The organism is Finegoldia sp. P1-F-LS (assembly GCF_052932205.1).
In genome coordinates this window covers 164,747-187,683 of the sequence record NZ_JBRFJH010000002.1, presented here as the reverse complement: position 1 = coordinate 187,683, position 22,937 = coordinate 164,747, and the positions used below count along the sequence as shown (strand labels likewise).

19 protein-coding genes and 1 riboswitch are annotated in these 22,937 nt (G+C 35.3%); of the genes, 2 read left to right on the top strand and 17 right to left on the bottom strand.

Going from position 1 to position 22,937, the window contains the following annotated elements:
* Positions 1–21: 21 nt before the first annotated feature.
* The 4 genes from ACU68Y_RS02980 to pflB form a co-directional block, all read right to left on the bottom strand.
* Positions 22–1,191 (bottom strand): cation:proton antiporter, encoded by a 1,170-nt coding sequence (locus ACU68Y_RS02980; protein ID WP_446755495.1) that lies wholly within the window; start codon positions 1,189–1,191, stop codon positions 22–24.
* A gap of 40 nt (positions 1,192–1,231) precedes the next feature.
* Positions 1,232–1,306: riboswitch (Fluoride riboswitch) on the bottom strand.
* Positions 1,303–1,719: a hypothetical protein gene (locus ACU68Y_RS02975; RefSeq protein ID WP_002838053.1), complete on the bottom strand. Its 417-nt coding sequence runs from the start codon at positions 1,717–1,719 to the stop codon at positions 1,303–1,305. (Overlaps the previous riboswitch by 4 nt.)
* Positions 1,720–1,790: 71 nt before the next feature.
* On the bottom strand, positions 1,791–3,296 hold the full coding sequence (pflA, locus tag ACU68Y_RS02970) for a pyruvate formate-lyase-activating protein (protein ID WP_446755494.1): 1,506 nt from the start codon (positions 3,294–3,296) through the stop codon (positions 1,791–1,793).
* 54 nt (positions 3,297–3,350) lie between these two features.
* Positions 3,351–5,627 (bottom strand): formate C-acetyltransferase, encoded by a 2,277-nt coding sequence (gene pflB / locus ACU68Y_RS02965; RefSeq protein WP_446755493.1) that lies wholly within the window; start codon positions 5,625–5,627, stop codon positions 3,351–3,353.
* Between the two features lie 171 nt (positions 5,628–5,798).
* Between pflB and ACU68Y_RS02960 the strand changes: the two genes are divergently transcribed.
* Entirely contained in the window at positions 5,799–6,311 is a 513-nt protein-coding gene (locus ACU68Y_RS02960) for a hypothetical protein (RefSeq protein WP_002837999.1), read from the top strand.
* A gap of 15 nt (positions 6,312–6,326) precedes the next feature.
* Here the strand turns inward: ACU68Y_RS02960 and ypfJ are convergent, their stop codons facing one another.
* The 4 genes from ypfJ to murA all read right to left on the bottom strand — a co-directional run bounded on the left by ypfJ (position 6,327) and on the right by murA (position 11,430).
* Positions 6,327–7,187 (bottom strand): KPN_02809 family neutral zinc metallopeptidase, encoded by an 861-nt coding sequence (gene ypfJ, locus ACU68Y_RS02955; protein WP_412943907.1) that lies wholly within the window; start codon positions 7,185–7,187, stop codon positions 6,327–6,329.
* A 51-nt stretch (positions 7,188–7,238) separates the two neighbouring features.
* Positions 7,239–7,865: a ComF family protein gene (locus tag ACU68Y_RS02950; RefSeq protein WP_446755492.1), complete on the bottom strand. Its 627-nt coding sequence runs from the start codon at positions 7,863–7,865 to the stop codon at positions 7,239–7,241.
* Positions 7,852–10,083, bottom strand: coding sequence for an SF1B family DNA helicase RecD2 (gene recD2 / locus ACU68Y_RS02945; RefSeq protein ID WP_446755491.1), 2,232 nt, complete (start codon positions 10,081–10,083; stop codon positions 7,852–7,854). Before recD2 ends, ACU68Y_RS02950 begins: the two co-directional genes overlap by 14 nt.
* 63 nt (positions 10,084–10,146) lie before the next feature.
* On the bottom strand, positions 10,147–11,430 hold the full coding sequence (gene murA / locus ACU68Y_RS02940) for a UDP-N-acetylglucosamine 1-carboxyvinyltransferase (protein ID WP_035110465.1): 1,284 nt from the start codon (positions 11,428–11,430) through the stop codon (positions 10,147–10,149).
* A gap of 170 nt (positions 11,431–11,600) precedes the next feature.
* Between murA and ACU68Y_RS02935 the strand changes: the two genes are divergently transcribed.
* Positions 11,601–12,152 carry an ECF transporter S component gene (locus ACU68Y_RS02935; RefSeq protein ID WP_002838044.1) on the top strand — a complete coding sequence of 184 codons (552 nt, stop codon included), beginning with the start codon at positions 11,601–11,603 and terminating at the stop codon, positions 12,150–12,152.
* A gap of 65 nt (positions 12,153–12,217) precedes the next feature.
* Here ACU68Y_RS02935 and sdaAA read toward each other — a convergent pair whose 3' ends face one another.
* The 9 genes from sdaAA to ACU68Y_RS02890 all read right to left on the bottom strand — a co-directional run bounded on the left by sdaAA (position 12,218) and on the right by ACU68Y_RS02890 (position 22,915).
* Positions 12,218–13,117 (bottom strand): L-serine ammonia-lyase, iron-sulfur-dependent, subunit alpha, encoded by a 900-nt coding sequence (gene sdaAA / locus ACU68Y_RS02930; RefSeq protein WP_446755490.1) that lies wholly within the window; start codon positions 13,115–13,117, stop codon positions 12,218–12,220.
* A gap of 9 nt (positions 13,118–13,126) precedes the next feature.
* Positions 13,127–13,789, bottom strand: coding sequence for an L-serine ammonia-lyase, iron-sulfur-dependent subunit beta (gene sdaAB, locus ACU68Y_RS02925; RefSeq protein ID WP_002838071.1), 663 nt, complete (start codon positions 13,787–13,789; stop codon positions 13,127–13,129).
* Positions 13,790–13,933: 144 nt separating this feature from the next.
* Positions 13,934–15,490, bottom strand: coding sequence for a cell wall-binding repeat-containing protein (locus ACU68Y_RS02920; protein WP_446755489.1), 1,557 nt, complete (start codon positions 15,488–15,490; stop codon positions 13,934–13,936).
* A gap of 270 nt (positions 15,491–15,760) precedes the next feature.
* Complete coding sequence (locus ACU68Y_RS02915) at positions 15,761–17,023, bottom strand: cell wall-binding repeat-containing protein (protein ID WP_446755488.1); 1,263 nt, start codon at positions 17,021–17,023, stop codon at positions 15,761–15,763.
* Positions 17,020–17,793 carry a cell wall-binding repeat-containing protein gene (locus ACU68Y_RS02910; RefSeq protein ID WP_446755487.1) on the bottom strand — a complete coding sequence of 258 codons (774 nt, stop codon included), beginning with the start codon at positions 17,791–17,793 and terminating at the stop codon, positions 17,020–17,022. The genes ACU68Y_RS02915 and ACU68Y_RS02910 overlap by 4 nt, the downstream gene beginning before the upstream one ends.
* Positions 17,794–17,845: 52 nt before the next feature.
* Entirely contained in the window at positions 17,846–19,681 is a 1,836-nt protein-coding gene (locus ACU68Y_RS02905; protein ID WP_446755486.1) for an ABC transporter ATP-binding protein, read from the bottom strand.
* Positions 19,665–21,467, bottom strand: coding sequence for an ABC transporter ATP-binding protein (locus ACU68Y_RS02900; RefSeq protein ID WP_094225174.1), 1,803 nt, complete (start codon positions 21,465–21,467; stop codon positions 19,665–19,667). Before ACU68Y_RS02900 ends, ACU68Y_RS02905 begins: the two co-directional genes overlap by 17 nt.
* 79 nt (positions 21,468–21,546) lie before the next feature.
* Entirely contained in the window at positions 21,547–22,212 is a 666-nt protein-coding gene (locus tag ACU68Y_RS02895) for a sensor histidine kinase (protein ID WP_094204424.1), read from the bottom strand.
* A gap of 7 nt (positions 22,213–22,219) precedes the next feature.
* Positions 22,220–22,915 (bottom strand): LytR/AlgR family response regulator transcription factor, encoded by a 696-nt coding sequence (locus ACU68Y_RS02890; RefSeq protein WP_446755485.1) that lies wholly within the window; start codon positions 22,913–22,915, stop codon positions 22,220–22,222.
* Between the last annotated feature and the right edge of the window lie 22 nt (positions 22,916–22,937).

The window sequence follows — 22,937 nt, the reverse complement described above, 5'->3', positions numbered from 1 at the left end:
ATTATTCTAGTTTTTTAATTTTTATCTTGTTAACAATTTCTTATACAAATTATCCACCATTATCGCTCCAAATGGTGCAGTGATCAAAATAGAAATAACCGCTACAGTCAATGCCATATCCCCCACTTTCAATCCCATCGATAGAGGAATTGCACCGATTGCTGCTTGTACAGTTGCTTTTGGAGTGTAGGCTATCATGCAGAATAATCTTTCTTTTGGTGTTAATTTTGTCTTCAAGACAGATGCATACACGCCCACCATTCTAATAATCAAGGCACAAATCACCAAAACGACCACCATGATTCCAGAATTTATCGCGTATTTTACATTTACAGTCGCTCCTACTAATACGAACAAGAATATTTCTGCGCCTACCCACAATTTATTGTATTTTTCTGATAATCTTTCCGCCAAATCTTCGTAAATCTTCTTCATAACCATGGACAATGTCATTATTGCAATTAGTCCCGAAAATGGAATCGGTGTTATTTTTTCCAATTCTAAAAGCAAGAACGAAATGCTCAATATAATCAAGACTTTTACTGTGTCACGCATGTGAAATCTCTTGAAAAATTTCACCAACACAAATCCTATTCCAGCTCCTACGACACTTCCTATCAAAATAGAAAAAGGAATGGCGATGAATTTGAACATATTGATATCTCCTGTTTGTGCGAGAGATGTCAGCGATGTGAACACAACAATGCAGAAAACATCGTCGCAGCTACTTCCTGCCAAGATAAGTTGTGGGATTTTGTGTTCATCTCCGTAGCCTTCTTCAATTAGTCGTATCATTCGTGGAACGACAACTGCTGGAGACACCGCTGCGATGATCGATCCGATTATAAACGCATCCAACACATCCACCTTCAAAAATATCGGTGCGAAGATTCCCACAGCGCACATTTCAAAAACTGCCGGCACGAAACACATTAACACCGCTGGTCGTCCGATTTTTTTCAAATCGTCGATGTCAAGTGACAATCCCGCACGAGTCAAGATTATTACCAGCGCAATAGTTCTCAGTTCAGATGAAATGTCAAGAATTTTCTTGTCAATCAAATTCATTGCGAACGGTCCGAGAGTTATTCCCACGATTAAAAATGCCAATATCGGTGGCAATTTTATTTTTTTGAAAATTTTTCCCAAAATCAACGATAAAATAATTATAAAAGCTATGCTTTTTAACATAAAATTTCTCCTTTATATAATAAAAAAGCTGATGATATCTGTACAAACAGAAGTCATCAGCAAAATTTTTGCGTTTTAGTTACTAACAAGGGAGCACTTCATTCCCCAAATCTATTTCCATGAAAGTTCAAACTTACCACATGCTTTGTTGTAGTTGAAAACCAAGCGGTATTTCTCGGATTCGTTCAAATAATCAGAAGAAAATCCATTCATCTTGTTCAATTCGAACACTTTGTTTCCCAATGAATCAATGAGACTTACTGTAACATTGCCGCTTTCCAATTCATTGTCCAAATTAAAATCGTAAAATCCACTTTTCTTGACTTTGAATACTTTCGTAGCTTTTCCGCTAGTTTTTTTCAAACTTGCGTGGATATTGTCTTCCAAAATTCCTTGTGTTTGATAAAACCACAAGGCAGACATGCTCCTAAAATATCCAATTCCATTCATATACATAAAGTATCCCACTGCAACAATTGCAATTACCGAAAAAATAATTAATGAGCTCGGCTCACCGGGTAAATCCATAATAAAAATCCTCCATATATTTCAAAATTTCTGATAATAATATACCACAACGAAAAATATTTTACAATAAACTACAACACCAATTCTTCTAGTATTTTGACATTTTTAATCACAATAACCTTGGTTCCAATCAAATCGATGTATCCAAGCTTTTTGAATTCTCCTAATTTTCTAGTAATAGTTTCTCTTGTAAGTCCAGAATAATTTCCAAGTTCTTCTCTGTTCATCGCAAGGTCTAGCCTTATTCCGTCCTTAGTTTCCACGCCCATTGTATCTTTTAATCGTAATAAAAGCGCCGCAGTTTTCATAGTAGCATTGCTAGTGGATAATCTTTGCACCAAATCTTCTGCAAGTCTAATTCTTTCGAAACTTTTTTTCAAAATTTTAGTAAGAGCAAGTGGTGAATTTATCAAATATTTATTGAAAATATCCCTAGGAATCATTATAACTTCACAGTCTGTCAATGCTTGACCCATGTAGATGTATTTTACATCTTCCAAAATATTATGACCACCCACAAAATCATTTTCGTGATACAAATACAGAATTTGTTCTCTTCCATCAATTGTATTGTGAAAAACTTTTATCGTTCCTTTGTGGATTACATACATGTTTTCGGCAGAATCTCCAGGCTTAAAGAGGTAGTCTTCTGCTTTTAATTTAAGAAACTTCATTTTTTCAATTGCTTCATCGTAATCGACATTGTCAATTCCTTTAAAAAGCTCCACGTCTTTTATAGCTTCCAACAAGTATTTTTTATTATCTTCCATATCAAATTGCTCCTCTGTTATTTTCCTAGCTTGAAAATTCAAAGCCTCATCGCGTCTGCTGTCGCTTAAGGTCTTCGCAAATTGTGCATTAACGTATTTTTCAAATTTTTCTGCAACTTTTTTATCCATCGCTTCGACATTTTCAAGGAAGTATTTTCTACCCAAATTTTTGTATTTGTATACTCCACCTAAATGATATGGTAAAATTTCAATTCTTTCAACCATATTTTTTATTTTATCTAAAGATTCTACAAACTTATCCATTTCTTCGTAGTTATCAGTAAATCCTGGAACCATGACATGTCTCGCCCAAATATTTCCGCAAAATCCATTAGATTCTAAATCATTTACAAATTCTAGGAAATTCTTGTCTTCCACAAATGTAATTTGCTTGTACAATTTGGAGTCGAAAGCTTTGAAATCAAGTAGCATTGTATCTATATATGGAAGAATTTCTGAGTAGTATTTTTTATCGCCAACACCAGATGTATCCAAGCAAGTGTTGAATCCTTCTTGTTTGAGTCTTTTCACCAATTCTTTTAAGAATTCTCCTTGTAACAGAGGTTCTCCTCCAGAAATCGTGACCCCACCTTCTTGTCCGTGATATGGCTTGTATCTTTTCGCTATTTTTATAATTTCATCTACAGTGTATTCTTTTCCACCATGTATGTTTTGAGAATCTGGATTGTGGCAGTAAACGCATTTCAATGGACAACCTTGCAAGAAAAATATAGTTCTGTTTCCGGGTCCATCGACAAGTCCCATAGTTTCGATAGAATGCACATAACCTTTTATTTCATTGTCCATAATTTTCTCCCATCGTCAAAAAGGGCATACAAATATGCCCTTAATAAAATTTATTTATACAAACTCATGGAATGTTCTGTTGATTACATCTAGTTGATGTTCGCGGTCTAATTGGTTAAATCTTACAGCGTATCCTGAAACTCTTATAGTTAGGTTAGGATATTTTTCTGGATTTTCCATCGCGTCTTCCAACAATTCACGATCCATTACGTTAACATTCAAATGGAATGCGTCTTGGTTGAAATATCCATTCATGATATTTGTCAAGTTTGTTATTCTTTCTTCTTCGTTTTTGCCAAGTGCATTTGGAATTATTGAGAAAGTATTTGAAATTCCATCTTGATTTACGTTCTTGTAAGGCATTTTTGCAACAGAGTTTAACGAAGCAAGCGCTCCTGATGTGTCGGCGCCATTCATTGGGTTTGCTCCTGGTGCAAATGGTTCGCCTTTTTTACGTCCATCTGGTGTGCTACCAGTTTTCTTACCGTAAGTTACATTTGAAGTTATTGTCAACAAACTCAAAGTGTGTTCTGCGTTTCTGTAAGCTTTTGTTTTTCTTAAAGATTCTATGAAATACTTGCTTATAGCAATAGCCAAATCATCTGCCCTGTCATCGTCATTTCCGTATCTTGGGAAATCTCCTTCAACTTCAAAATCCACAGCCAATCCGTTTTCATCTCTGATTGGTTTTACTTTTGCATATTTTATTGCTGACAATGAATCTGCTGCAATGGCAATTCCCGCGATACCAAAAGCTATGAATCTGTGTACTTCTGGGTCGTGAAGAGCCATTTGTCCTTTTTCGTAAGCGTATTTATCGTGCATGTAGTGAATTGTGTTCATAGCATTCACGTAAACTTTCGCAAGTTTATCGATTACTTTTTTGTAGTTCGCAACGACTTTATCGTAATCCAAAATTTCTGAATCGTCTTTTTCAATTCCATCTATTACAGTTACAATCTCGCCTGTTTTCTTGTCTCTGTAAACTTCGTCTACACCACCGTTGATTGAATACAAAAGTGCTTTTGCAAGATTTGCTCTCGCTCCGAAATATTGCATTTGTTTTCCAACTTGCATTGCAGATACACAACATGCTATTGCGTAATCGTCACCGTAAACATCACGCATTACATCGTCGTTTTCGTATTGAATGGAAGCTGTTTTGATACTCATCATTGAACAGAAATCCTTGAAAGCGCGTGGTAAATTATCTGACCACAAAACTGTCATGTTTGGTTCTGGTGATGTATCGATGTTGATTAAAGTGTGCAAAAATCTAAATGAAGTTTTCGTAACCAAAGTTCTTCCATCAACGCCCATTCCACCGATTGATTCTGTAACCCAAGTAGGATCTCCAGCGAATAATTCATCGTATTCAGGAGTACGAAGATGTCTAACCATTCTAAGTTTGATAACTAATTGATCCACCAATTCTTGTGCGTGGTCTTCATCCAAAATCCCCTTGTCCATATCTCTTTTGATATAAATATCTAAGAACGCTGTGTTTCTTCCGATTGACATAGCAGCTCCGTTGTTTTCTTTTACTGCTGCCAAATATCCAAAATACAACCATTGAACAGCTTCAGTCGCATTCATTGCTGGTCTTGAAATATCAAATCCATAACTCATCGCCATGTCTTTTATTTCGTCAAAAGCTCTGATTTGTTCAGAAAATTCTTCACGTCTACGAATGATTTCTTCAGTAGCATCTCCTGTCAAATTTTCCTTGTCTCTAATTCTCATAGCTTTCAAATAATCTATACCATATAAAGCAATTCTTCTGTAATCGCCGATAATTCTTCCTCTTCCATAAGCATCAGGAAGTCCTGTCAACAAACCAACTGATCTAAAAGTTCTCATTTCTTTTGTGTAAGCGTCAAATGTTCCTTGGTTGTGTGTTTTTCTGTATTCATTGAATTTTTCTTTGATAACTGGATCCATTTCCAAACCATAAGCTTTCAAAGAATTTTCAATCATTCTAAAACCACCATATGGATTCATAATCCTTTTCATAGGTTCGTCTGTTTGTAATCCAAAAATAACTTCGTTGTCCTTGTCGATATATCCTGCATCGAAATTATTAATTCCACTGAATCTTTCAAGGTCAACCTTGATTTTCTTCGATTTTACTTCTTCGACGATCATATCGTTTACTTCGTTCCATAAAGTTTTAGTTTTTTGTGTTGGACCTACTAGGAAAGAATCATCCCCTTCGTATGGAGTGTAGTTTTGTTGAATAAAATCTCTGACATTGATTTCATCTGCCCAGTCTCCATCATTGAAACCTTCCCAAGCTTTTTTAAATTGTTCATTATCGAATAAATTGCTCATACATATCTCCTTTTCTTATTCTTAACGCTACATTAAGTATATGTTAAAAAAGTTTTAAATACTGTGATTATAATCACTCTTTGATAATTTTTATCATAGAATTCTTACAATCTTTCAATATTGCTTGTAAATAAGTAAAAAATAGGATATATTTTAATAATGGAGGGTTTTATGAAAATAAAAATATCTAACGCAAAACTAATAATTCTAGCAATTCTAACATTTGTGATAGAAACAATCGCAGTATTTGCGACGCAAAATCTCACAGGAATTAATAGAATTTTCATTATAATTTCATTTACATTAATCACAACAATCGCACTTATTTTAAGTTTCATCTTGATTCAAGTGCTTCACAATATGATAATGGACAGGAAAATCGCCGGCGAAATCAGAAAATACATGCTGGATTACGAACAAAATGGAAATTTGGACAAATTATTCCAAAACTTCAAAAAGATTAAGGACAAGCCAAAAACAGATTATGCAAAAAGCTTGTATTATTTCAACTTGGCGATTGCTTATGTGGAAGATCACCAATTCCAAAAAGCGCGCGAAGTTTTGCAAAAATCAACTTTACAAAAATACAACCAATCTTTCGATCAGATTTTCAAAATGCTTTTGAATGATATTGACAAGCACGAAAAAGAATACAACGAAGCCCAAAAAACGCCAGAAAATTAATTCTGGCGTTTCGTTTTATCTTATTCTAAGTCCCATTTCAGAGAATGTGTCTGCGTGGTCAAAATCGTGGTATTTGAATCCACGTTGGAACCATTCGTTTCTAAGTCTGGATGAACCGTGTGTGAATTTTTCTGGTTGAACGTATCCTTGACCCATTTTTTGAATGTGATCGTCGCCGACACTTTGGACAGCGCTGATAGCTTCTTCGATGTCTCCTTCTTCCAAGTAGCCTTTTTCTTTGATGTAATAGCTGAACACTCCTGCAAAATAATCCGCTTGTGTTTCCAATGCTACGGAATATTTGTTGGCGTCTTTTTCGTTCAATCTACGTTGAATGTTGTGAACTCTATCCAAAATCCCAAGCTCTTTTTGAACGTGGTGGCCAACTTCGTGCGCCAATACGTAAGCCATCGCATAGTCTCCACCGTCAGCTCCAAGTTTTTTAGTCAACATATTGTAGAAAGTTACATCCATGTAGATTGTCTGATCCAGCGAACAATAAAACGGTCCGACGTTTTTATCTGCATTTCCACATCCAGTTGACACCGCTCCTTCAAAGAAATGAAGTTTCGGTTCATTGTATGTTCTATTTATTTCAGAAAATTTTTCGTGCCACACATCTTCTGTGTCCTTCAACACAACACTAAGCATCTTTTCTGCTTGTTCAACTTCTCTGCTGCTCGCTTTTTCAGAATTGTTGACTTGTTGTTCTTGTCTGGTTCTTGTTTGTTCGCTTATAATATCTCGTGGATTTCCTCCAAACAACGAATACACAATCACAAGCAACAACAATCCCACTCCACCGATTTTAACCGGTCCACCACCGGATGATCCTCTGCTTACATTTGAACTTCCTTGTCTACCTTGCCATTTCATTTCTTGCCTCCAAATTGTAGTAATTTCCCATTTTAATATTTATACCCAATTTTAATATTTTTCATTAGACTTGCTGGACACTGCCACAAATTTCAAATCAGTATAATTTCCATTCAACGTGTTTTTCATTTCTCGTAAAGTGTTCTTGGTCGTCACGATATCATCCAAGACGAGAATTTTCTTGTCCGACAAATCAGCGTTCAATGCAAACGCACCTTTCAAATTTTCAATTCTTTGAAGCTGCGATAAATTGTGTTGAATTTTAGTTTCCTTCACTTTTACAATCGCATCCGGCAAATACTCCATGCCCAGAATCTTTTCCACTTCCTTTGCAATCTCGTGAATGTGATCGAAGCCACGTTTGTTTATCTTGGATTTTGTCGAAGGAACTTTGAGCAGTGTGTAATCTTGTAAATTTTTTTGTTTGATTTTATCTGATACGACATCTGCCAAGAAATATCTCACAACTTCTTTGCGGCCAAGCTTGTAATCGTAGATGAGTTTTTTCGTCAGTCCTTGATAAAGTAACGGAAAATAGCAATCCGTACCGTCGATATCCCTGTAACCATCAACGAAAACCAACTTGTCCAAGCAATCTTCGCATAACAAATATTTGTGTCTTTTTTTCTCATGACAAATTATGCAACGTTTTTGAAATAAAAAACTAAAATCCCTCATCTTCGAACATCTCTTTCATCATTTCCTGTTCGTCATCGTCGATATCAAAATCCATGTACTGTTTGATTCTTCTATCCAAGCCCGAATTTCTCTTCATTATTTTATTGTTGGATATCATTTGTCGTAAAATCTTCAAGCTTCCAACCAAAACGACAATTTCCCTCGCTCTTGTGATTGCAGTGTAGAGCAAATTTCTCGTCAACAACATAAATGGAGCCTGTGTGACTGGAATTACAACAATCGGAAACTCACTTCCTTGCGATTTATGAATCGTAATCGCATAAGATAGCGTCAACCCGTCGCATTCTTTTTTCGTGAAACTCGCAGTTTTATCGTCAAACAACACATCAACCGTCTCATCAATCGGATCGACGTATGTAACTCTTCCGATATCTCCGTTGAAAACGCCCATTGCATCATCGTCGATGAATTCTTTCGTATAATCATTTTTGATTTGCATAACTTTGTCATTGAGCCTGAAAATCCTGTCTCGTTGCTCGATTTCTTCAGTCATTGGCGTTTTTGGATTCAAAACTTCTTGCAAAGCTGTGTTCAATTCCTTCGTTCCGCAGCTAGATTTTTTCATTGGAGTTAGCACAATTATATCGTCAAACTCATCTTTTTTGTAGAAATTGGGAAGTCTTTTGGCGCACAAATCGAGAATCGTCTGCTTGGCGCGTTCCGGATCATTTTCCTCAATAAAGAAAAAATCCTTGCCCTTTTCGTTCAAAATAGGAAACTCCCCGTTGTTAATCCTGTGCGCATTCACAATTATGTTGGAGTTTTGCGCTTGTCGGAAAATTTTCGTCAATTTTATCGTGGTGATTTCTCCACATTCTATCAAATCATTTAGCACATTTCCCGCTTGCACACTAGGAAGCTGGTCGCAGTCTCCAACAAAAACAACCCTAGTATTAGAATCCAATGCTCTCAGCAAACTGTCCGCGATGAAAATATCCATCATACTCGCTTCATCTATAATTATCAAATCGCAATCAATTGGATTGTCCTCGTCGTGATCGAAAATCGTACCGTCCTCAACTGGAATGTATCCCAAAATTCTGTGAATAGTCTTCGCTTCTTCATTGCAACTTTCCGACAATCTTTTTGCCGCACGTCCAGTTGGCGCCGCGAGAATTATTTCCTTGTCATTATTTTTGAAAATTTTAGTAATATTGTTGATAATCGTAGTCTTTCCCGTACCAGGACCGCCCGTAATTATCAGAATTTTTTCGGTCATAGATTTTTTGATGGCTTCGATTTGCAAATCATCCAAGTGTTCTGATTCAAGCTTCGAAAGCTCGTACTCCACATCAAATTCGTCTTCGATTTCTGTTTTCAAAATATTCGCAATATTCATCGCACATCTCATCTCGGATTTTTCTATTTGTGGAAGGTAGACTCTGTTTTCATCATCTGTATCATCAATGGCGATAATTCCACTGACAATCAAAGACTCCAACGTTTCTTGTTTGTTTTTAATTTCAATGTCGAGAAGTTTTTCGACACCTTCTATCAAATCATCTTCCAATACGTAGCAATTTCCGTTGGAATTTGCTTCCTTCTCCATAAAATATTTGAACGCAGCTTTGATTCTAAATGGAGAATCCGGCTCGATGTCAATTCTCTGCGCAATAATGTCCGCCGTCCTGAATCCAATTCCTCTAATATCGTCTATCAAAGTGTATGGATTTTGCATGATAATTTTCTTGGTGTCTTCCTTGTAAAAATCAGAAATAATATTCGCTTGATGAAGACTTAGCCCCAATGATTGCAAATACAAGAAAATCTCTGCGTATTCTTTTTTCTCATCGAGAGATTCTTTGATTTTCTTGTAATTTTTCTTGCCAATTCCTTTTACTTGCAATAATTTGGATGGAGAATTTTTTAAAATCTCCATCGTATCTTCGCCAAATTCTTCGACGATTCTTCTCGCAGTAGTTTCTCCGATTCCTTTAATCAAACCGCTTTGAAGATAATTGATGATATTGTACATGCTTGGCTTATTGGATCTTTCAACGGAAATTATGTTGTATTGCTCGCCGTATTTTGGATCTTGAACTTTGTTTGCCTCAATATCCAAGAAATCTCCTGGCATAATTTTGAAACTATTTCCCTTGATAATTCTCTCTTCCCCGTCCTTATCTACGGAAAAAATCCTAAAACCATTGGACTCGTTTTCGAATATTATATTTTTGACAGTTGCTGTAAATTTCATACACTCACCTACAAAAAAGAGGGTTGTTCATTCAAATAACAATCCCTCTGTTTATATAATTTATTAATCTTCGATTTCAATTCTTTCGATATTTGCGCCCAACTTTTTGAATTTGGAAACAATATCGTCGTATCCTCTGTCAATGTGATAAATATCTGTAACATTTGTAGTGCCATCTGCTACAAGGCCTGCCAAAATCAAAGCCGCTCCGGCTCTTAAATCAGTGGATTTTACAGTAGCACCTTGAAGAGAATCGACTCCTGCAATGCTCGCTTCATTTCCTTCAGTCGCAATAGCAGCGCCCATTTTTTGAAGTTGTTCCACGTGCATAAATCTATTTTCAAAAACAGTTTCTTCTACACTGCTTTGTCCCTTGCACACAGTCATCAACGCCATAAATTGCGCTTGCACATCTGTAGGAAAACCAGGATATGGCAAAGTTTTAATCTTTGTTCCTTTTAATCTTCCAGTTGCGATAACTCTGATAGAATCTTCATCCTCGTTTTCAATAACCTCACAACCAACTTCACGAAGCTTTGCGATAATCGGCATAATATGAGATGAAATACAATTTTTCACAGTAACATCACCACGAGTAATCGCACTTGCCACCATGAAAGTTGCAGCCTCGATTCTATCTGGAATAATCGTGTGTCTTGCACCGTGTAATTTGTCAACGCCGACAATTCTAATTGTAGAAGTACCAGCGCCACGAACCTTCGCTCCCAATTTGTTCAAGAAACTTGCCAAATCAACGATTTCTGGTTCCTTCGCAGCATTCTCGATAACAGTTTCGCCTTTTGCCATCGTCGCTGCCATCATAATATTTTGAGTCGCACCGACGCTAGGAAAATCCAAATAAATTTCCCCACCAATCAAACCATCTTTTGCGATAGCTTCAATCTTTTCATCTGTCGATTCAATCTCAGCACCCAATGCCTTGAATCCTTTTAAATGCAAATCCACAGGTCTCGAACCAATCGCACATCCGCCTGGCAAATATGTTTTTGTTTGACCAAGTCTAGTCAACAAAGGTCCCATCACCAAAAATGATGCCCTCATCTTGTTCATCAATTCGTGTGGAGTCACAGAATTATTGACATTGCTACTATCTATCTCAACCTTATTTTTGTCCAAATAAGTTACTTTTGATCCCAATTCTTCTAAAACTTTCAATATAATTGAAACATCCTTTAACTTTGGAACATCTTCTAAAATTATAGGCTCAGTTCCTAAAAGAGATGCTGCTATAATAGGAAGCGCTGAGTTTTTGGCGCCGTCAATCTTGACCTCGCCCTTTAAATTTAAACTTTTTTTTACTTGTATAACTTCCAAAATAACCTCCATCAGTCATTCGTTTTTCTTATTTATATATAAAATATTATATCATATCCATTTATCGTTGACTAATTTTTAGCGATTTTTGCAAATTTTTTACAAAAGAATTTTTTTGCTTCAATATATAGTTATCATATAAAAAGTGGTATAATTGTATAAATGATTTCTAGGAGGGAAAAATGAAATTAACTACAAAAGATTTGACAAAAATCGGTGTGTTTGGCGCTTTGACGATTGTCCTTGGGCTTACTCCTTTGGGTATGATTCCGATTGGACCTGTTAGGGTTACTACACTACATATTCCAACTATTGTTGCGGCATTGGTTGCAGGTCCTTGGGTTAGTTTGTTCGTGGGATTGTTGTTCGGTTTGTTTTCATTGGTAAATAATATTATTGCACCGACAATTCTTTCATTTATGTTTTATAATCCATTGGTTTCTGTTTTACCAAGAGTTTTGATAGCCGTTGTGACTTATCAAGTTTACAAGAAATTAAAAGACAAAAACGATGTGATTCGCTACGGAATTCCTGCGATTTGCGGAAGTATAATGAACACTGTTGGTGTTTTGGGAATGGCGTTTATTTGTCATGCAAAACAAATCGAAGCTGTTATGCATATTAAGGCACAATATTTTCTCGGAGGACTTGTCGCTACGAATATGCCTTTCGAAATTGTTTTATCGTTTGTGTTGGCAATTTTGATTGCAAAAAGTGTAAACAAACACAAATAATTCAATTAAAAAATCCACAAGAATTTATGATAAATCCATAAAATCTTGTGGATAATTTTTTTGTTTTAATCTTCGTAATCGTCACTGATGTTGCATGATCCCAAAAATTTTCTTCTGATGTCTTGTCCAGTTTTTGTTCCTGCAACTCCGCCCATTCCTGTTTCTCTCAATGATGGTGGAAGAGTTTTTCCAACTTTTCTCATTGCTTGGCACACTTCTTCGAAAGGAACGATACTTGTAATTCCTGCTAATGCCATGTCTGCACTGATCATTGCATTTGTAACACCCATTGCATTTCTAAATGTGCAAGGATATTCTACAAGTCCTGCGATTGGGTCGCATACAAGTCCCAATACGTGTAGGATTGCAAATGATGCTCCGTGGAATACTTGTTCAATGGAGCCTCCTCTCAAAAATATCATCGCTCCTGCTGCCATTGCTGCTGCAGAACCTGTTTCTGCTTGGCAACCACCGTCAGCTCCGGAAAATGTTGCGTATTTTCCCAATAATTGTCCAACACCGATTGCGACTAACATTGCATCGATAAGTTGTTCGTGTGTGCAGTTGTACCTTTGTTTAAAACTCATAAGAGCTGCTGGCAATATTCCTGCTGAACCTGCTGTAGGTGATGCTACGATTTTGCCCATTGCCGCACTGATTTCCAATGTTGAAAAAGCCATCGCCATTGCTTCTGCATTAAATTTTCCAACTATTGGTTCATTTTCATTTGCGTAAACGTGCATTTTATTTGCGAATCCGTCGATCATATGTTGGTTAGTCACTGAAGGTGTTTCCAAGAAATCTGTCGCAGATTTTTCCATAACATCTAGCATGTGTGACAATTCATTTCTGATGAATTCTTCTGATTTGCCAGTTCTCTCATTTTCTATTTCTATAACGTATTCGTAAAAAGGTCTGTTGTCCTTTTTAACGGTATTTATTATTTCTAGTGATGTATCAAACATAAACTCTCCTTAATTTCGTTGAATATATTTTGTAAAAAGAAATCTCTTGTCTTTTAACAAATTTTCTGTCAAATCTTCGCCGATATTTTTATCCAATTCAACAATCAAAGTTACGATTCCGTCGTGTTTCAATGTCTTCATTCCTTCGATGTTGTAACCATGTCTAGCTAAATTAGATGAAATATCCGCAATAATTCCTCTTACATCCACGTATTTCAATAAAATTGTAGGATAGCTTCCTGTAAATTGAACAGCGATTCCATTGATGTCAATAATCTCGATGTTTCCTCCACCGATTGACGATCCTATGATGTACATTGTTGTTCCGTCTTCGTATGTAAATGTAATCTTCGCAGTGTTTGGATGCACATCCCCCAAGTCAGCTTCTCTGAAAACATAGTCAATGCCACGTTGTTTAGCGATTGCAAACGAATCTCTAAGTCTAATATCATCTGGTTCAATTCCCAACACACCAGCCAACAAAGCTCTATCAGTACCGTGACCCTTGTAAGTTTTTGCAAATGATCCGTGAAGATCAAACTCAACTTTTTTGAACTTATTTCCAGCAATCATAAGAGCAGTCTTTGCAATTCTACATGCGCCTGCAGTGTGAGAGCTAGAAGGTCCAATCATTACAGGTCCCAAAATATCAAATATATTATATTCTCCCATAAAAACCCCCTAAGTAATTTCCGTAACAATTATATCACATCAAATTCACTGTATAAAGAAAATCAGGAAAATTTTCCCGCAAAAAAAGAGAGGCAACCGCCTCTCATTTTGAAAATTTTAATTTTGAATTACAATTTTTTTAAATTAATTTAAAGTGAAAAATCCTGCTGGATCTGTTGTTTCATCTGCAAACCAAATATCAGCATAATTGCCGTTGATTGAAACTCCCATTACGCTAATTGTGTTCCAATGTTTTAGTCCTGTAATAACAGCATTGTGGCCTGAAGATCTCTTCCAAATATTAAGAGCTCTTGAAGCTCCATCTTCTCTTGTGAAATCACTCCATGCAGAAATTTCATATCCATCTACCTTGAAGTTTGTCAATTCTTTTGGTTTGTTCCACATACCTTCTTGGTGTTTGTGATCTTCTGTATACATTACAGGTGACCATTTTCCATTTTTTGACCAGCTATGAAGATTAGCTTCGATTCCTCTGTCATCCTTCCAACTATCGTCGTAGTATTTGTTTTGGTCGTTGTTGTGAGTTCTTGCAACGAATGTCAATGATTTAGAAATTTTTAGTGGTTTCAAACCTTTTGATTGACGGTATTCGTTTACCAATTTTGCTAATTCTTCTTCTCTTACTGAAAGAGGTGTATTAATGTCGAAGTTAGAAAGGTCGGTATCTTTTACTCTTTTTGATTGTTCTGTAGGTTTCTTTTCTTGCTTTTCTGGCTTCTTTTCTGGTTTAGCTTGATCAGCAGGTTTTGTTTCTGGTTTGTATTCGCCAGTTAATTTTTGGTATTGAGTTTTGGAAACTGAATTTTCTCCACCAACGATTGTTACGTTTTTGATTTTTGCCTTGTCGATATATGATTTTATGCTGTCGATTGCAGAATCATCTGACAATAAAATTCCTGTGTTCATTTTAACTGCAAGTGGTGCTGCAGACAATGCATCTGGATAATCTCTTCCATCAGCGATTACAGCCTTTTCAGTTTTTCCGATTTGTTTCAAAACTTCGATTGAAGTGTCGTTTCTGTTCTTTCCAGAAATTCTATCTACATTTTCCAATCCTTTTATATTTACAGAATTTTTACCACCAATTATAGTGCTGACCTTCTTTGCTTCAACGCCTTTTGGTAATTTTTTTCCGTTAGTTAGTACAAGAGTTTTGTTTTTTGCAATAGCAAAAGGAGCTGCTGACAATGCGTCGGCAAAGTTTTGTCCATTGGCCAATACAATATTTTTTGATTGTAATGCTTCTGCTACTTTTGTTGATGTTTCGTATCTGTCATCTCCAGAAATTCTCGTGATTTTTTTGCCTTTAGTTTTAAGTGTTTTTTCTACACTTTTAGATACAGATCCCTTACCACCGATAATAATAACTTCTTTTGCCCCAAGTCTGTCGATTTCTTTTTGCAACTCAGAAGAAGCCTTTGATTTTTCAGTCAATAAAACTGGCGCTTGATTAGCAAAGTTTCCTGCTGTCAATGCATCGGCGAATTTTTCTCCGCTAACTACGACAACTTTGTCGCTTTTTTCAAAAGCATGCTTGCTGATTGCTATTGATGTTTCATATCTGTTGTTTCCTTTAATTCTTTCAACATCCACACCTTTATCTGCAAATGATACTTGTGGAACAATGTTTGCTAGCATAACCCCTGCTAACATTAATCCTAAAATCTTTTTGTTTTTCATAAATTTTCTCCTTCTACAACTAATATTCCATCTCTTTTTCATTAGGATAGCGTTTTAGTATTTACATTTATATTATACCCCATAAAAGTATAAAGTTAAATCTTTTTTTTGATATTATACCCTAGCAAAATAGTATGTATTAGTAAACAGAAATTTCAGTAGTCTAGATATTCGTGCATGAAGTTTGCTAATATTATTTTATAAATAGTGCATGAAGTTTGCTAATATTATTTTATAAATAAAAAAATGGTCCCTATAAGAGACCATTTATTATCTTACTACTACTGCCATTTGTCTTGACAAATAATTTTCCGAAACTTCTGCATATGATTTTGTGATTTCGTTTGAGTACCAAGGATCTGCCAAGTAGAATCTGTTTGATTTCGGATCGTAGCCATTGATACAAATTCCGTGGTTGTTTGCGAAAAATCTCTTTCCGTAAACATTTGTTGACCATCTTGGTTTTTCCCATCTCAATGTTCCGTAGTACATTATTGTGTTACCATTTTGAAGTTCAGCCAAAATATCTCTCATATTTGAACCAGAAATATTTTCCGCCTTACCATTTGCAAATCTGTTCGCAAATCTAGTCATTGGTTCTGGATTCATATATGTCGCCATAACTCTTGTGTGATAATATTCATCCCAAACGTATGGATTCTTTGAGAAACCTTTGTCGTTGTCGTTAGTGTTCATTGGAAGTTGATTCAAAAATTCGTTGTATGTGTAATCAAGCGCATAGCCCTTTGCTTGCAATGCGTGATACATCGCAGTTGGTTCGCAACCAATTGGAGCAGCTTTTTGTTTAATTCCACGTTGTGATTTTGGTGTGATTTGGTTCATTATATTTGGAACTTTTATGTGAACTGTAGAAAAATCTTGTGGATTGTAATATTTGAATCCTTCTGGTCTAACCCAGCCACTAATTCCATTAAATGACAAATTAACCCATTTATCTTCAATTTTTACAACTTTCAAAATCTTGTTTACTGCAACATCGATTACTTTTTTTGCTGCATCTTTCATTTCTGTCAACAATGAAACTGCTTTGTTATTAACAACGTAATCTTTTAATCTGAATAAATTTCTATCTGTGTTGTAAACTTTGATTAATTCTTTTTTTAATAAAACATTTTTAATATTTGTGAAGCAATCATCTGAAATAGAATTTTTGCCGCCAAATACGTATGATTTTTCAGCTACGTTCAAATTCTTCAAATAATTTTCATGTGTTTGAGTTTTGTTAGAAGAATTTGCTTCTTTTTCCAATTGAATATTATTTCTTGGAACCAAGACAATTGGCGCGTCAATTTTTTGGCTAACTGGAGCTGCTGCTAATGCATCTGCATAGACTTCTCCTGTTGTAAATATAGCTTTTTTGGCTTTTGGATAAGCGATTTTGGATACTTCAACACTTGTTTTGTATCTGTCAGCTCCTGCAATTCTTGTAGATTTCAAATTAAGAATGCTGTCGATTTCTGCTTTTACAGAATCGCTAATGCTATTAGTTCCACCTATGATATAACTTTTCAAAATTTTCGTCTTATCGATTGAAGATAAATACTCTTTGATTGATGTAGGTAGTGTGTTTTTTGAACTAAAAGGATTGGAGATTTTGTTTTGTTTGCAAGTCCAACTGAACTCAAACTATCTGCGTAATTTTCTCCACTAGCAAACACCAAAGTGTCAGCATCTTTCTTGTTCTTTGCTAATTTTGCGTTGACAGCGTATCTGTCATGTCCATCGATTCTTTCAACTTCGATTCCCATTTTTTTCAAAAATTCTTCAACATCTTTGCTGATTGTCTTTTCGCCACCAATGATGTGAACTTTTTTGATGTTTCTGTTCTTAAGTTGTTCTCTAGTCTTTTCGTTTAGCTTTGAACCTTCAGTGTACAAGATTGGCATCTTACCGTCAGTGATGTTGCCAGAGCTTATAGCATCTGCGAACACTTCGCTTGATGTAAGTACAACTTCTTGTGTCTTTTCGAAAAATTCATCGTGAATCTTGTTTGCAGATTCAAATCTGTCTAATCCTTCGACTCTTTCAGCTACGTTTTCGTCTGTAAGAACTTCCTTTTGTTGTTGTTTTTCCTCTTGTGATTGTTCTTTTTTGTTTTCTTTTTGGTTTTCTTTTTGATTGGCTTTTTCTGTAGAATTTTCTTGTTTTGAATTATTTTCAGGATTAACTTGCCCGTCATTTACTTCGACTTTTGGTGAAATGTTTTCTTCTTCGGCGTAACTAATTCCTGTTGTCATTGAAAACGCTAACAATAAAGCTATCAATAATTTCTTTTTATTCATACCTTCCTCCTTACCCAAAATTATACCATATAATAAGAAGGAAAAGGCATTTTTAAACGTAAAATTCCGCTTGTGCATCCCACAATTTCTTGTACATTCCATTCTTGGAAATCAAGCTGTCGTGATCTCCAGTTTCAGCAATTTCTCCCTTGTCAAACACGATAATTTTATCGGAGAATTTGCAACTAGATAACCTGTGAGATATAAAAATCGCCGTTCTATCTTTGATTATTTCTCCCAATTTCTCGTAAATTTCCGCCTCACTTATAGGATCCAAGCTCGCTGTCGGTTCATCCAAAATCAAGAACGGACTGTCTTGATACAATGCTCTTGCAATGGCGATTTTTTGTTCTTGACCTTTGGAAACGCTGATTCCATTTTCGTCAATATCTTTGTAGAGATAAGTGTCTATTTTCTTGTCCCATTTTTGAACATCGTCGTACATTCCAACATCTTTGAGCGATTGAACTACTTTTTCTTCGTCGTAATCCATTCCTGAAGCGATATTTTGTGCCAATGGATATGCGAACAAATTAAAATCTTGGAACACAACTGAGAATATTTTCAAATACTCATCGTATCTGTATTTTTTGATGTTAATTCCATTCAACAAGATTTCCCCTTCAGTGACATCGTAAAATCTAATCAACAACTTCACAAAAGTAGTCTTGCCACAACCGTTTTGCCCTACAATCGCCAATTTTTTCCCAAGGTCGAATTTCAAATTGATATTTTTCAATACCCAATTGTCAGTTCCAGGATATTTGAAGCTGACATTTTTGAATTCGACTTCGTATTTTTTGTCGGATCTTTTTTCCGTAGTCAAACTTCCATTGTAAAACTCCGATTTTTTGTGCAAATAATCCATCGTAAGTTCTGCGTACGGAGTGTTACCTTTGTACAATGCAACGCCTTCCAAGAATTTCGACAAATTGCTCGTAAAATTTATCAAACTTCCCAAATATTGGCTGAGCATTCCTATTGAAATAGCACCAAGTAATGATTTGGATACTACAACAAGATAAATCAACAAAACTTGTAATTTCGAGAAAAATTCGCTGAGTATTTTGTATGTGACACCTTCTGTCGACATAATTCTGTCAAAAACTCCACCAGGATTGAAAACCCCACATTCATTAAGCATATTAGATGCAATATTATATTGACGATACATTCTAGTATCAAGCATTCTATATTGATCTCTCATCCTAGAACAATAAAATGAGAACACTCGATTTCCAAATTTTCCTTCTTCATTTATTTTATGCCAAATTTCAAATTGTTTTGCGTTAATTTTCTGTGAAATCCACGATAAAAATACAACCACTACAATCAACAAAACATTTATCCAGACGCTATTTAGAAACGAAAAACTTTCTGGTGCGTTCCAGCTTGTAATGAGAAATTGATACGACAACACCAAACTACCTATCATCGCCAATAAAGACTCCAATATCATATCGTATGCGTAAAGAACTCTTATAATTCCGAATTCACCGAAGTTTATGTTTTGTTCTATATTCGATTTTTCTCCAATAATTTCTGTATCTTGGGATTGTTTGTAATCCAATTCATTGTATTTTTCGGATAAAATATGAAAAAATATCTCGTATTTCTTGTCATTGTATGTGTTTTGGATTTTATTCGTCAAGGCGATAATAATTTGAATGAAAAACACTGACAACAAAGCAATTACTGCCCATTTACCTACAAATCGCACAGGCATCTTGTTGACAATTCCATCTATCATTCTAGCAGATGCGTAAATACTAATTAACGGGAAAACTGCTGAGAATAAACAGTTAAGAGTGTAGTTGATGATTAGTTTTTTGTAATTTTTCCACAAAACACTCCAAGTATCTTTGAATAGTTTAAGATTCTTTTGCATTGTAGTCCTCCCTGTAATATTTCGCTTGAGTGTCGAACAAATACTTGTACGTTCCACCTTTTTCCATCAATTCTTCGTGAGTTCCACGTTCTTCAATCCCGTTATTTCCAATCAACAAAATGTAATCGCAAAATCTCGTCGAAGCCATTCTATGAGAAATAAAAATCGATGTGTGGTTTTTCGTTAGTTCATTGTATTTGTTGTACAAGTCCCTTTCTGCCAATGGGTCAAGCGCTGCTGTTGGCTCATCTAATATCAAAAACTTCGAATTCTTGTACAAAGCTCTCGCAAGAAGTAGTTTTTGAGTTTCTCCACCCGATAAAACCGGTGAATCTTGGTAGATATATTTTTCAATCGTGTTGAATACACCATTTGGAAATTCCTTAACCTTGTCGTAAAGACCTGCTAATTTCAACACTTCTTCCACGCCTTCCACATCATCTGTAGATTTTGATTGAGTTACATTCATGTAAATAGTTTCTGGCAATATCGAATAATCTTGGAACACCGCAGAGAAAATCTCGTAATATTTTCTTCTGTTGAGTTCTCTCAAATCAATTCCATTGACAAGCACACGACCCTCTGTTGGATCCAAAAATCCTATCAAAAGTTTAATCAACGTAGTTTTCCCCGATCCATTGAGTCCAACAACAGCGACCTTTTCTTGTGGGTTGACTTGGAAGTTCACATTCTTCAATACATATTCGTCACTACCTGGATATTTATATCCCACATTTTCGAATTTTATCGTAATATCATCATCAGGATTTAATTCGATTCCTCCGTCTTTTTTGAACTTTTCTTCCAAATCCACAAACTCTCTTACAGTTGCGATGTCCTTCGCTTCCATAAAAAGCACACTGAGAAAATTGAACAATCTTTGAACATCATAGCCGAATTTTGTTTGTGCGGAAAAAGCCAACAAAAACATACTGGCATCGATTTTGCCATTCACTGCAAAATTTATCAAATAATAATATGTAACGGAATTTCTCAAAAGGTTGAACACGCAATCCAAGAAATCTGCTATCAACATTTTGTTGCCCATTTTGTTCAAGAAATCATCGTACAACACAAAAACGCTGTCGTATATATCGTCCAGCCAATTTCCTAGGCCAAACATTCTGATATCTTTTGCGTATTCTTGACTGCTCACTGAATAAATGTAGTTGAATTCCTTCTCAAATTTAGCCTGAGTTTTCCTATTATCGTACTTCCATTGTTTAAATTTTTTTGAATACAGAAAACTAATCAAACTAGCGATAATCGACACCAAAATTATGAAAATAGGAAGCCTTGCAAGTAAAATCAAATACACACTTGTGCTGATTAATAAATACAAAACGTCTTTCATCGTAAGCCAGATATTTTCCGTCGCTACATCATTTCCTTTTAGATTTGTGTTCGCCTTTTCTGATATATCCAACACATTTTTGTCCAAAGTCATCTCATAATCCATCGACAAGAATTTTTCTATACATTGATTCATCAAAATACTTCTTATGTAGATTTTCTTGGACAATATTCTCAAATCCAACGACTCTTTTGTCGCTGAACAGACGAAAATCAAAACCGCAAACACGACAACTGTAAGCATAATTGTTGTGAAATCTTGTGAGTTTTCAACCATTTTGATAATTTGTGGAGTAAAGTACAACTGTAAAATATCAATTCCAGCAGTCGTGATAGCCATAATTATCAGAATGAAAATCAAACTTTTTTGGTTGTTCCAAGCAAGATTGAGCATAAATTTAATATTATCATTTGTAGAATATTTTTTCTTCATAACTACCTCCCAATAATATATTAACCGAAATACTATCGTATTTACGTTTTAGGGATAAGCATATCAAAAACAGGGATGACTATATCAAAATCTCCGTCGTAAAAGCATTGTCCTCTGAATTTCTGTTGATGTAACCATCGTATTTGTCAACGATTTCGTCGATACTGATAAGTCCTAGACCTCTGTTTTCGCCCTTTGTCGACTTGAAAATTCTGCCAAACTTCTCCTGTTTTTTGCTACTTGTCTTGTTAGTAAATGAAATGTACAATTTATTGCCCTTCATATCCATATAAATCCTGATAAATCTATCCTCTTCTGGCAAATTTCTCACCGATTCAATCGCATTGTCGAACAAATTCCCGATAATCGTCGCCAAATCGATATCTTTTATATCCAAAATATTCGAAATCTTACAGTCTGCGATGCATTTTATGTTTTCATTAGTCGCCATAGTTATCTTGGAATTCAAAATAGCATCCGCCATCCTATTTCCAGTCCTAATCACAGGTGCGATAGAATGCAAATTCTCATCCAAATTATCCAAGTAGTTCTTGATAGATTCCATATCATTTTCAGCCACAAAAGAACGCAAAGTTTGCAAGTGATTTCTGTAATTGTGGCGAAATTTTCTGATATCACGGTACATATTCTCCACTTCTTGATAATGAGTGTTCAACAGTTGCTGTTGATATTCAAAAATATCTTTTTTAGAAAACAAAATCCTAATTTTACTCAAAAATCTCATATCTCACCTAATAAAACTCAATAATTTTTCTGTTAAGCTCGTTGAACTTTGCATTTGACAACAAAAATTTGCTATCATCTTCCAACAAAACATAATCCTTCTTTGTTTCTGCGATTTTTTCAATATTAATAATTTCCGAACGACTCACCTTGAAAAATCTATCATCCAACATATCCAATAATTGCGTCAACGTCATCCTAATTCTGTAACTTTTATTTTGTGCGAAAATATCCACGTAATTTTTGTCCGAAATACAACTGAAGATATCCTTCAACAAAATCTTCGTATTAATCCCGTCGTCTTTTACGATAATGAACTTTTCCTTGTTGTTCATTTGATTAGTCGCCTTGTCCAAAAGCTCGAAAAGTTTCTCCTTTTTTATAGGCTTAATCAAGAAATTCAACGCATTGACATCATATCCGTATCCGATATATTCTGGATAACCGCTGATGAAAATTATCTGAATATCGGAATTTTTCTCACGAATTCTCTTGGATAATTCCACGCCATTAATTTTTTTCATCTCAACATCCAACAACAAAATATCTATCAAATCTTTTTCATCGTAATTGAATATGAAATTTTCCCCCGATGAAAAAAGTTCAGTCTTCAAATCGATTTTGTTGATATCCGCCCATTCTTCGCAATATTTCTTATACAAATTTCTTATATTTTCTTCGTCATCTACGATTGCAATATTCATAACACACCTCTGTCTTATTTTA

Excerpts from the sequence above, each read along its gene's own strand:
- ACU68Y_RS02950 (WP_446755492.1), bottom strand. The coding sequence starts at position 7,865 with ATGAGGGATTTTAGTTTTTTATTTCAAAAACGTTGCATAATTTGTCAT.
- ACU68Y_RS02890 (WP_446755485.1), bottom strand. The coding sequence starts at position 22,915 with ATGAATATTGCAATCGTAGATGACGAAGAAAATATAAGAAATTTGTAT.
- ypfJ (WP_412943907.1), bottom strand. The coding sequence starts at position 7,187 with ATGAAATGGCAAGGTAGACAAGGAAGTTCAAATGTAAGCAGAGGATCA.
- ACU68Y_RS02905 (WP_446755486.1), bottom strand. The coding sequence starts at position 19,681 with ATGCAAAAGAATCTTAAACTATTCAAAGATACTTGGAGTGTTTTGTGG.
- murA (WP_035110465.1), bottom strand. The coding sequence starts at position 11,430 with ATGGAGGTTATTTTGGAAGTTATACAAGTAAAAAAAAGTTTAAATTTA.
- ACU68Y_RS02975 (WP_002838053.1), bottom strand. The coding sequence starts at position 1,719 with ATGGATTTACCCGGTGAGCCGAGCTCATTAATTATTTTTTCGGTAATT.
- pflB (WP_446755493.1), bottom strand. The coding sequence starts at position 5,627 with ATGAGCAATTTATTCGATAATGAACAATTTAAAAAAGCTTGGGAAGGT.
- sdaAA (WP_446755490.1), bottom strand. The coding sequence starts at position 13,117 with ATGTTTGATACATCACTAGAAATAATAAATACCGTTAAAAAGGACAAC.
- ACU68Y_RS02895 (WP_094204424.1), bottom strand. The coding sequence starts at position 22,212 with ATGAGATTTTTGAGTAAAATTAGGATTTTGTTTTCTAAAAAAGATATT.
- ACU68Y_RS02935 (WP_002838044.1), top strand. The coding sequence starts at position 11,601 with ATGAAATTAACTACAAAAGATTTGACAAAAATCGGTGTGTTTGGCGCT.
- pflA (WP_446755494.1), bottom strand. The coding sequence starts at position 3,296 with ATGGACAATGAAATAAAAGGTTATGTGCATTCTATCGAAACTATGGGA.
- sdaAB (WP_002838071.1), bottom strand. The coding sequence starts at position 13,789 with ATGGGAGAATATAATATATTTGATATTTTGGGACCTGTAATGATTGGA.
- ACU68Y_RS02960 (WP_002837999.1), top strand. The coding sequence starts at position 5,799 with ATGAAAATAAAAATATCTAACGCAAAACTAATAATTCTAGCAATTCTA.
- ACU68Y_RS02980 (WP_446755495.1), bottom strand. The coding sequence starts at position 1,191 with ATGTTAAAAAGCATAGCTTTTATAATTATTTTATCGTTGATTTTGGGA.
- ACU68Y_RS02910 (WP_446755487.1), bottom strand. The coding sequence starts at position 17,793 with ATGAATAAAAAGAAATTATTGATAGCTTTATTGTTAGCGTTTTCAATG.
- ACU68Y_RS02920 (WP_446755489.1), bottom strand. The coding sequence starts at position 15,490 with ATGAAAAACAAAAAGATTTTAGGATTAATGTTAGCAGGGGTTATGCTA.
- ACU68Y_RS02900 (WP_094225174.1), bottom strand. The coding sequence starts at position 21,467 with ATGAAGAAAAAATATTCTACAAATGATAATATTAAATTTATGCTCAAT.
- recD2 (WP_446755491.1), bottom strand. The coding sequence starts at position 10,083 with ATGAAATTTACAGCAACTGTCAAAAATATAATATTCGAAAACGAGTCC.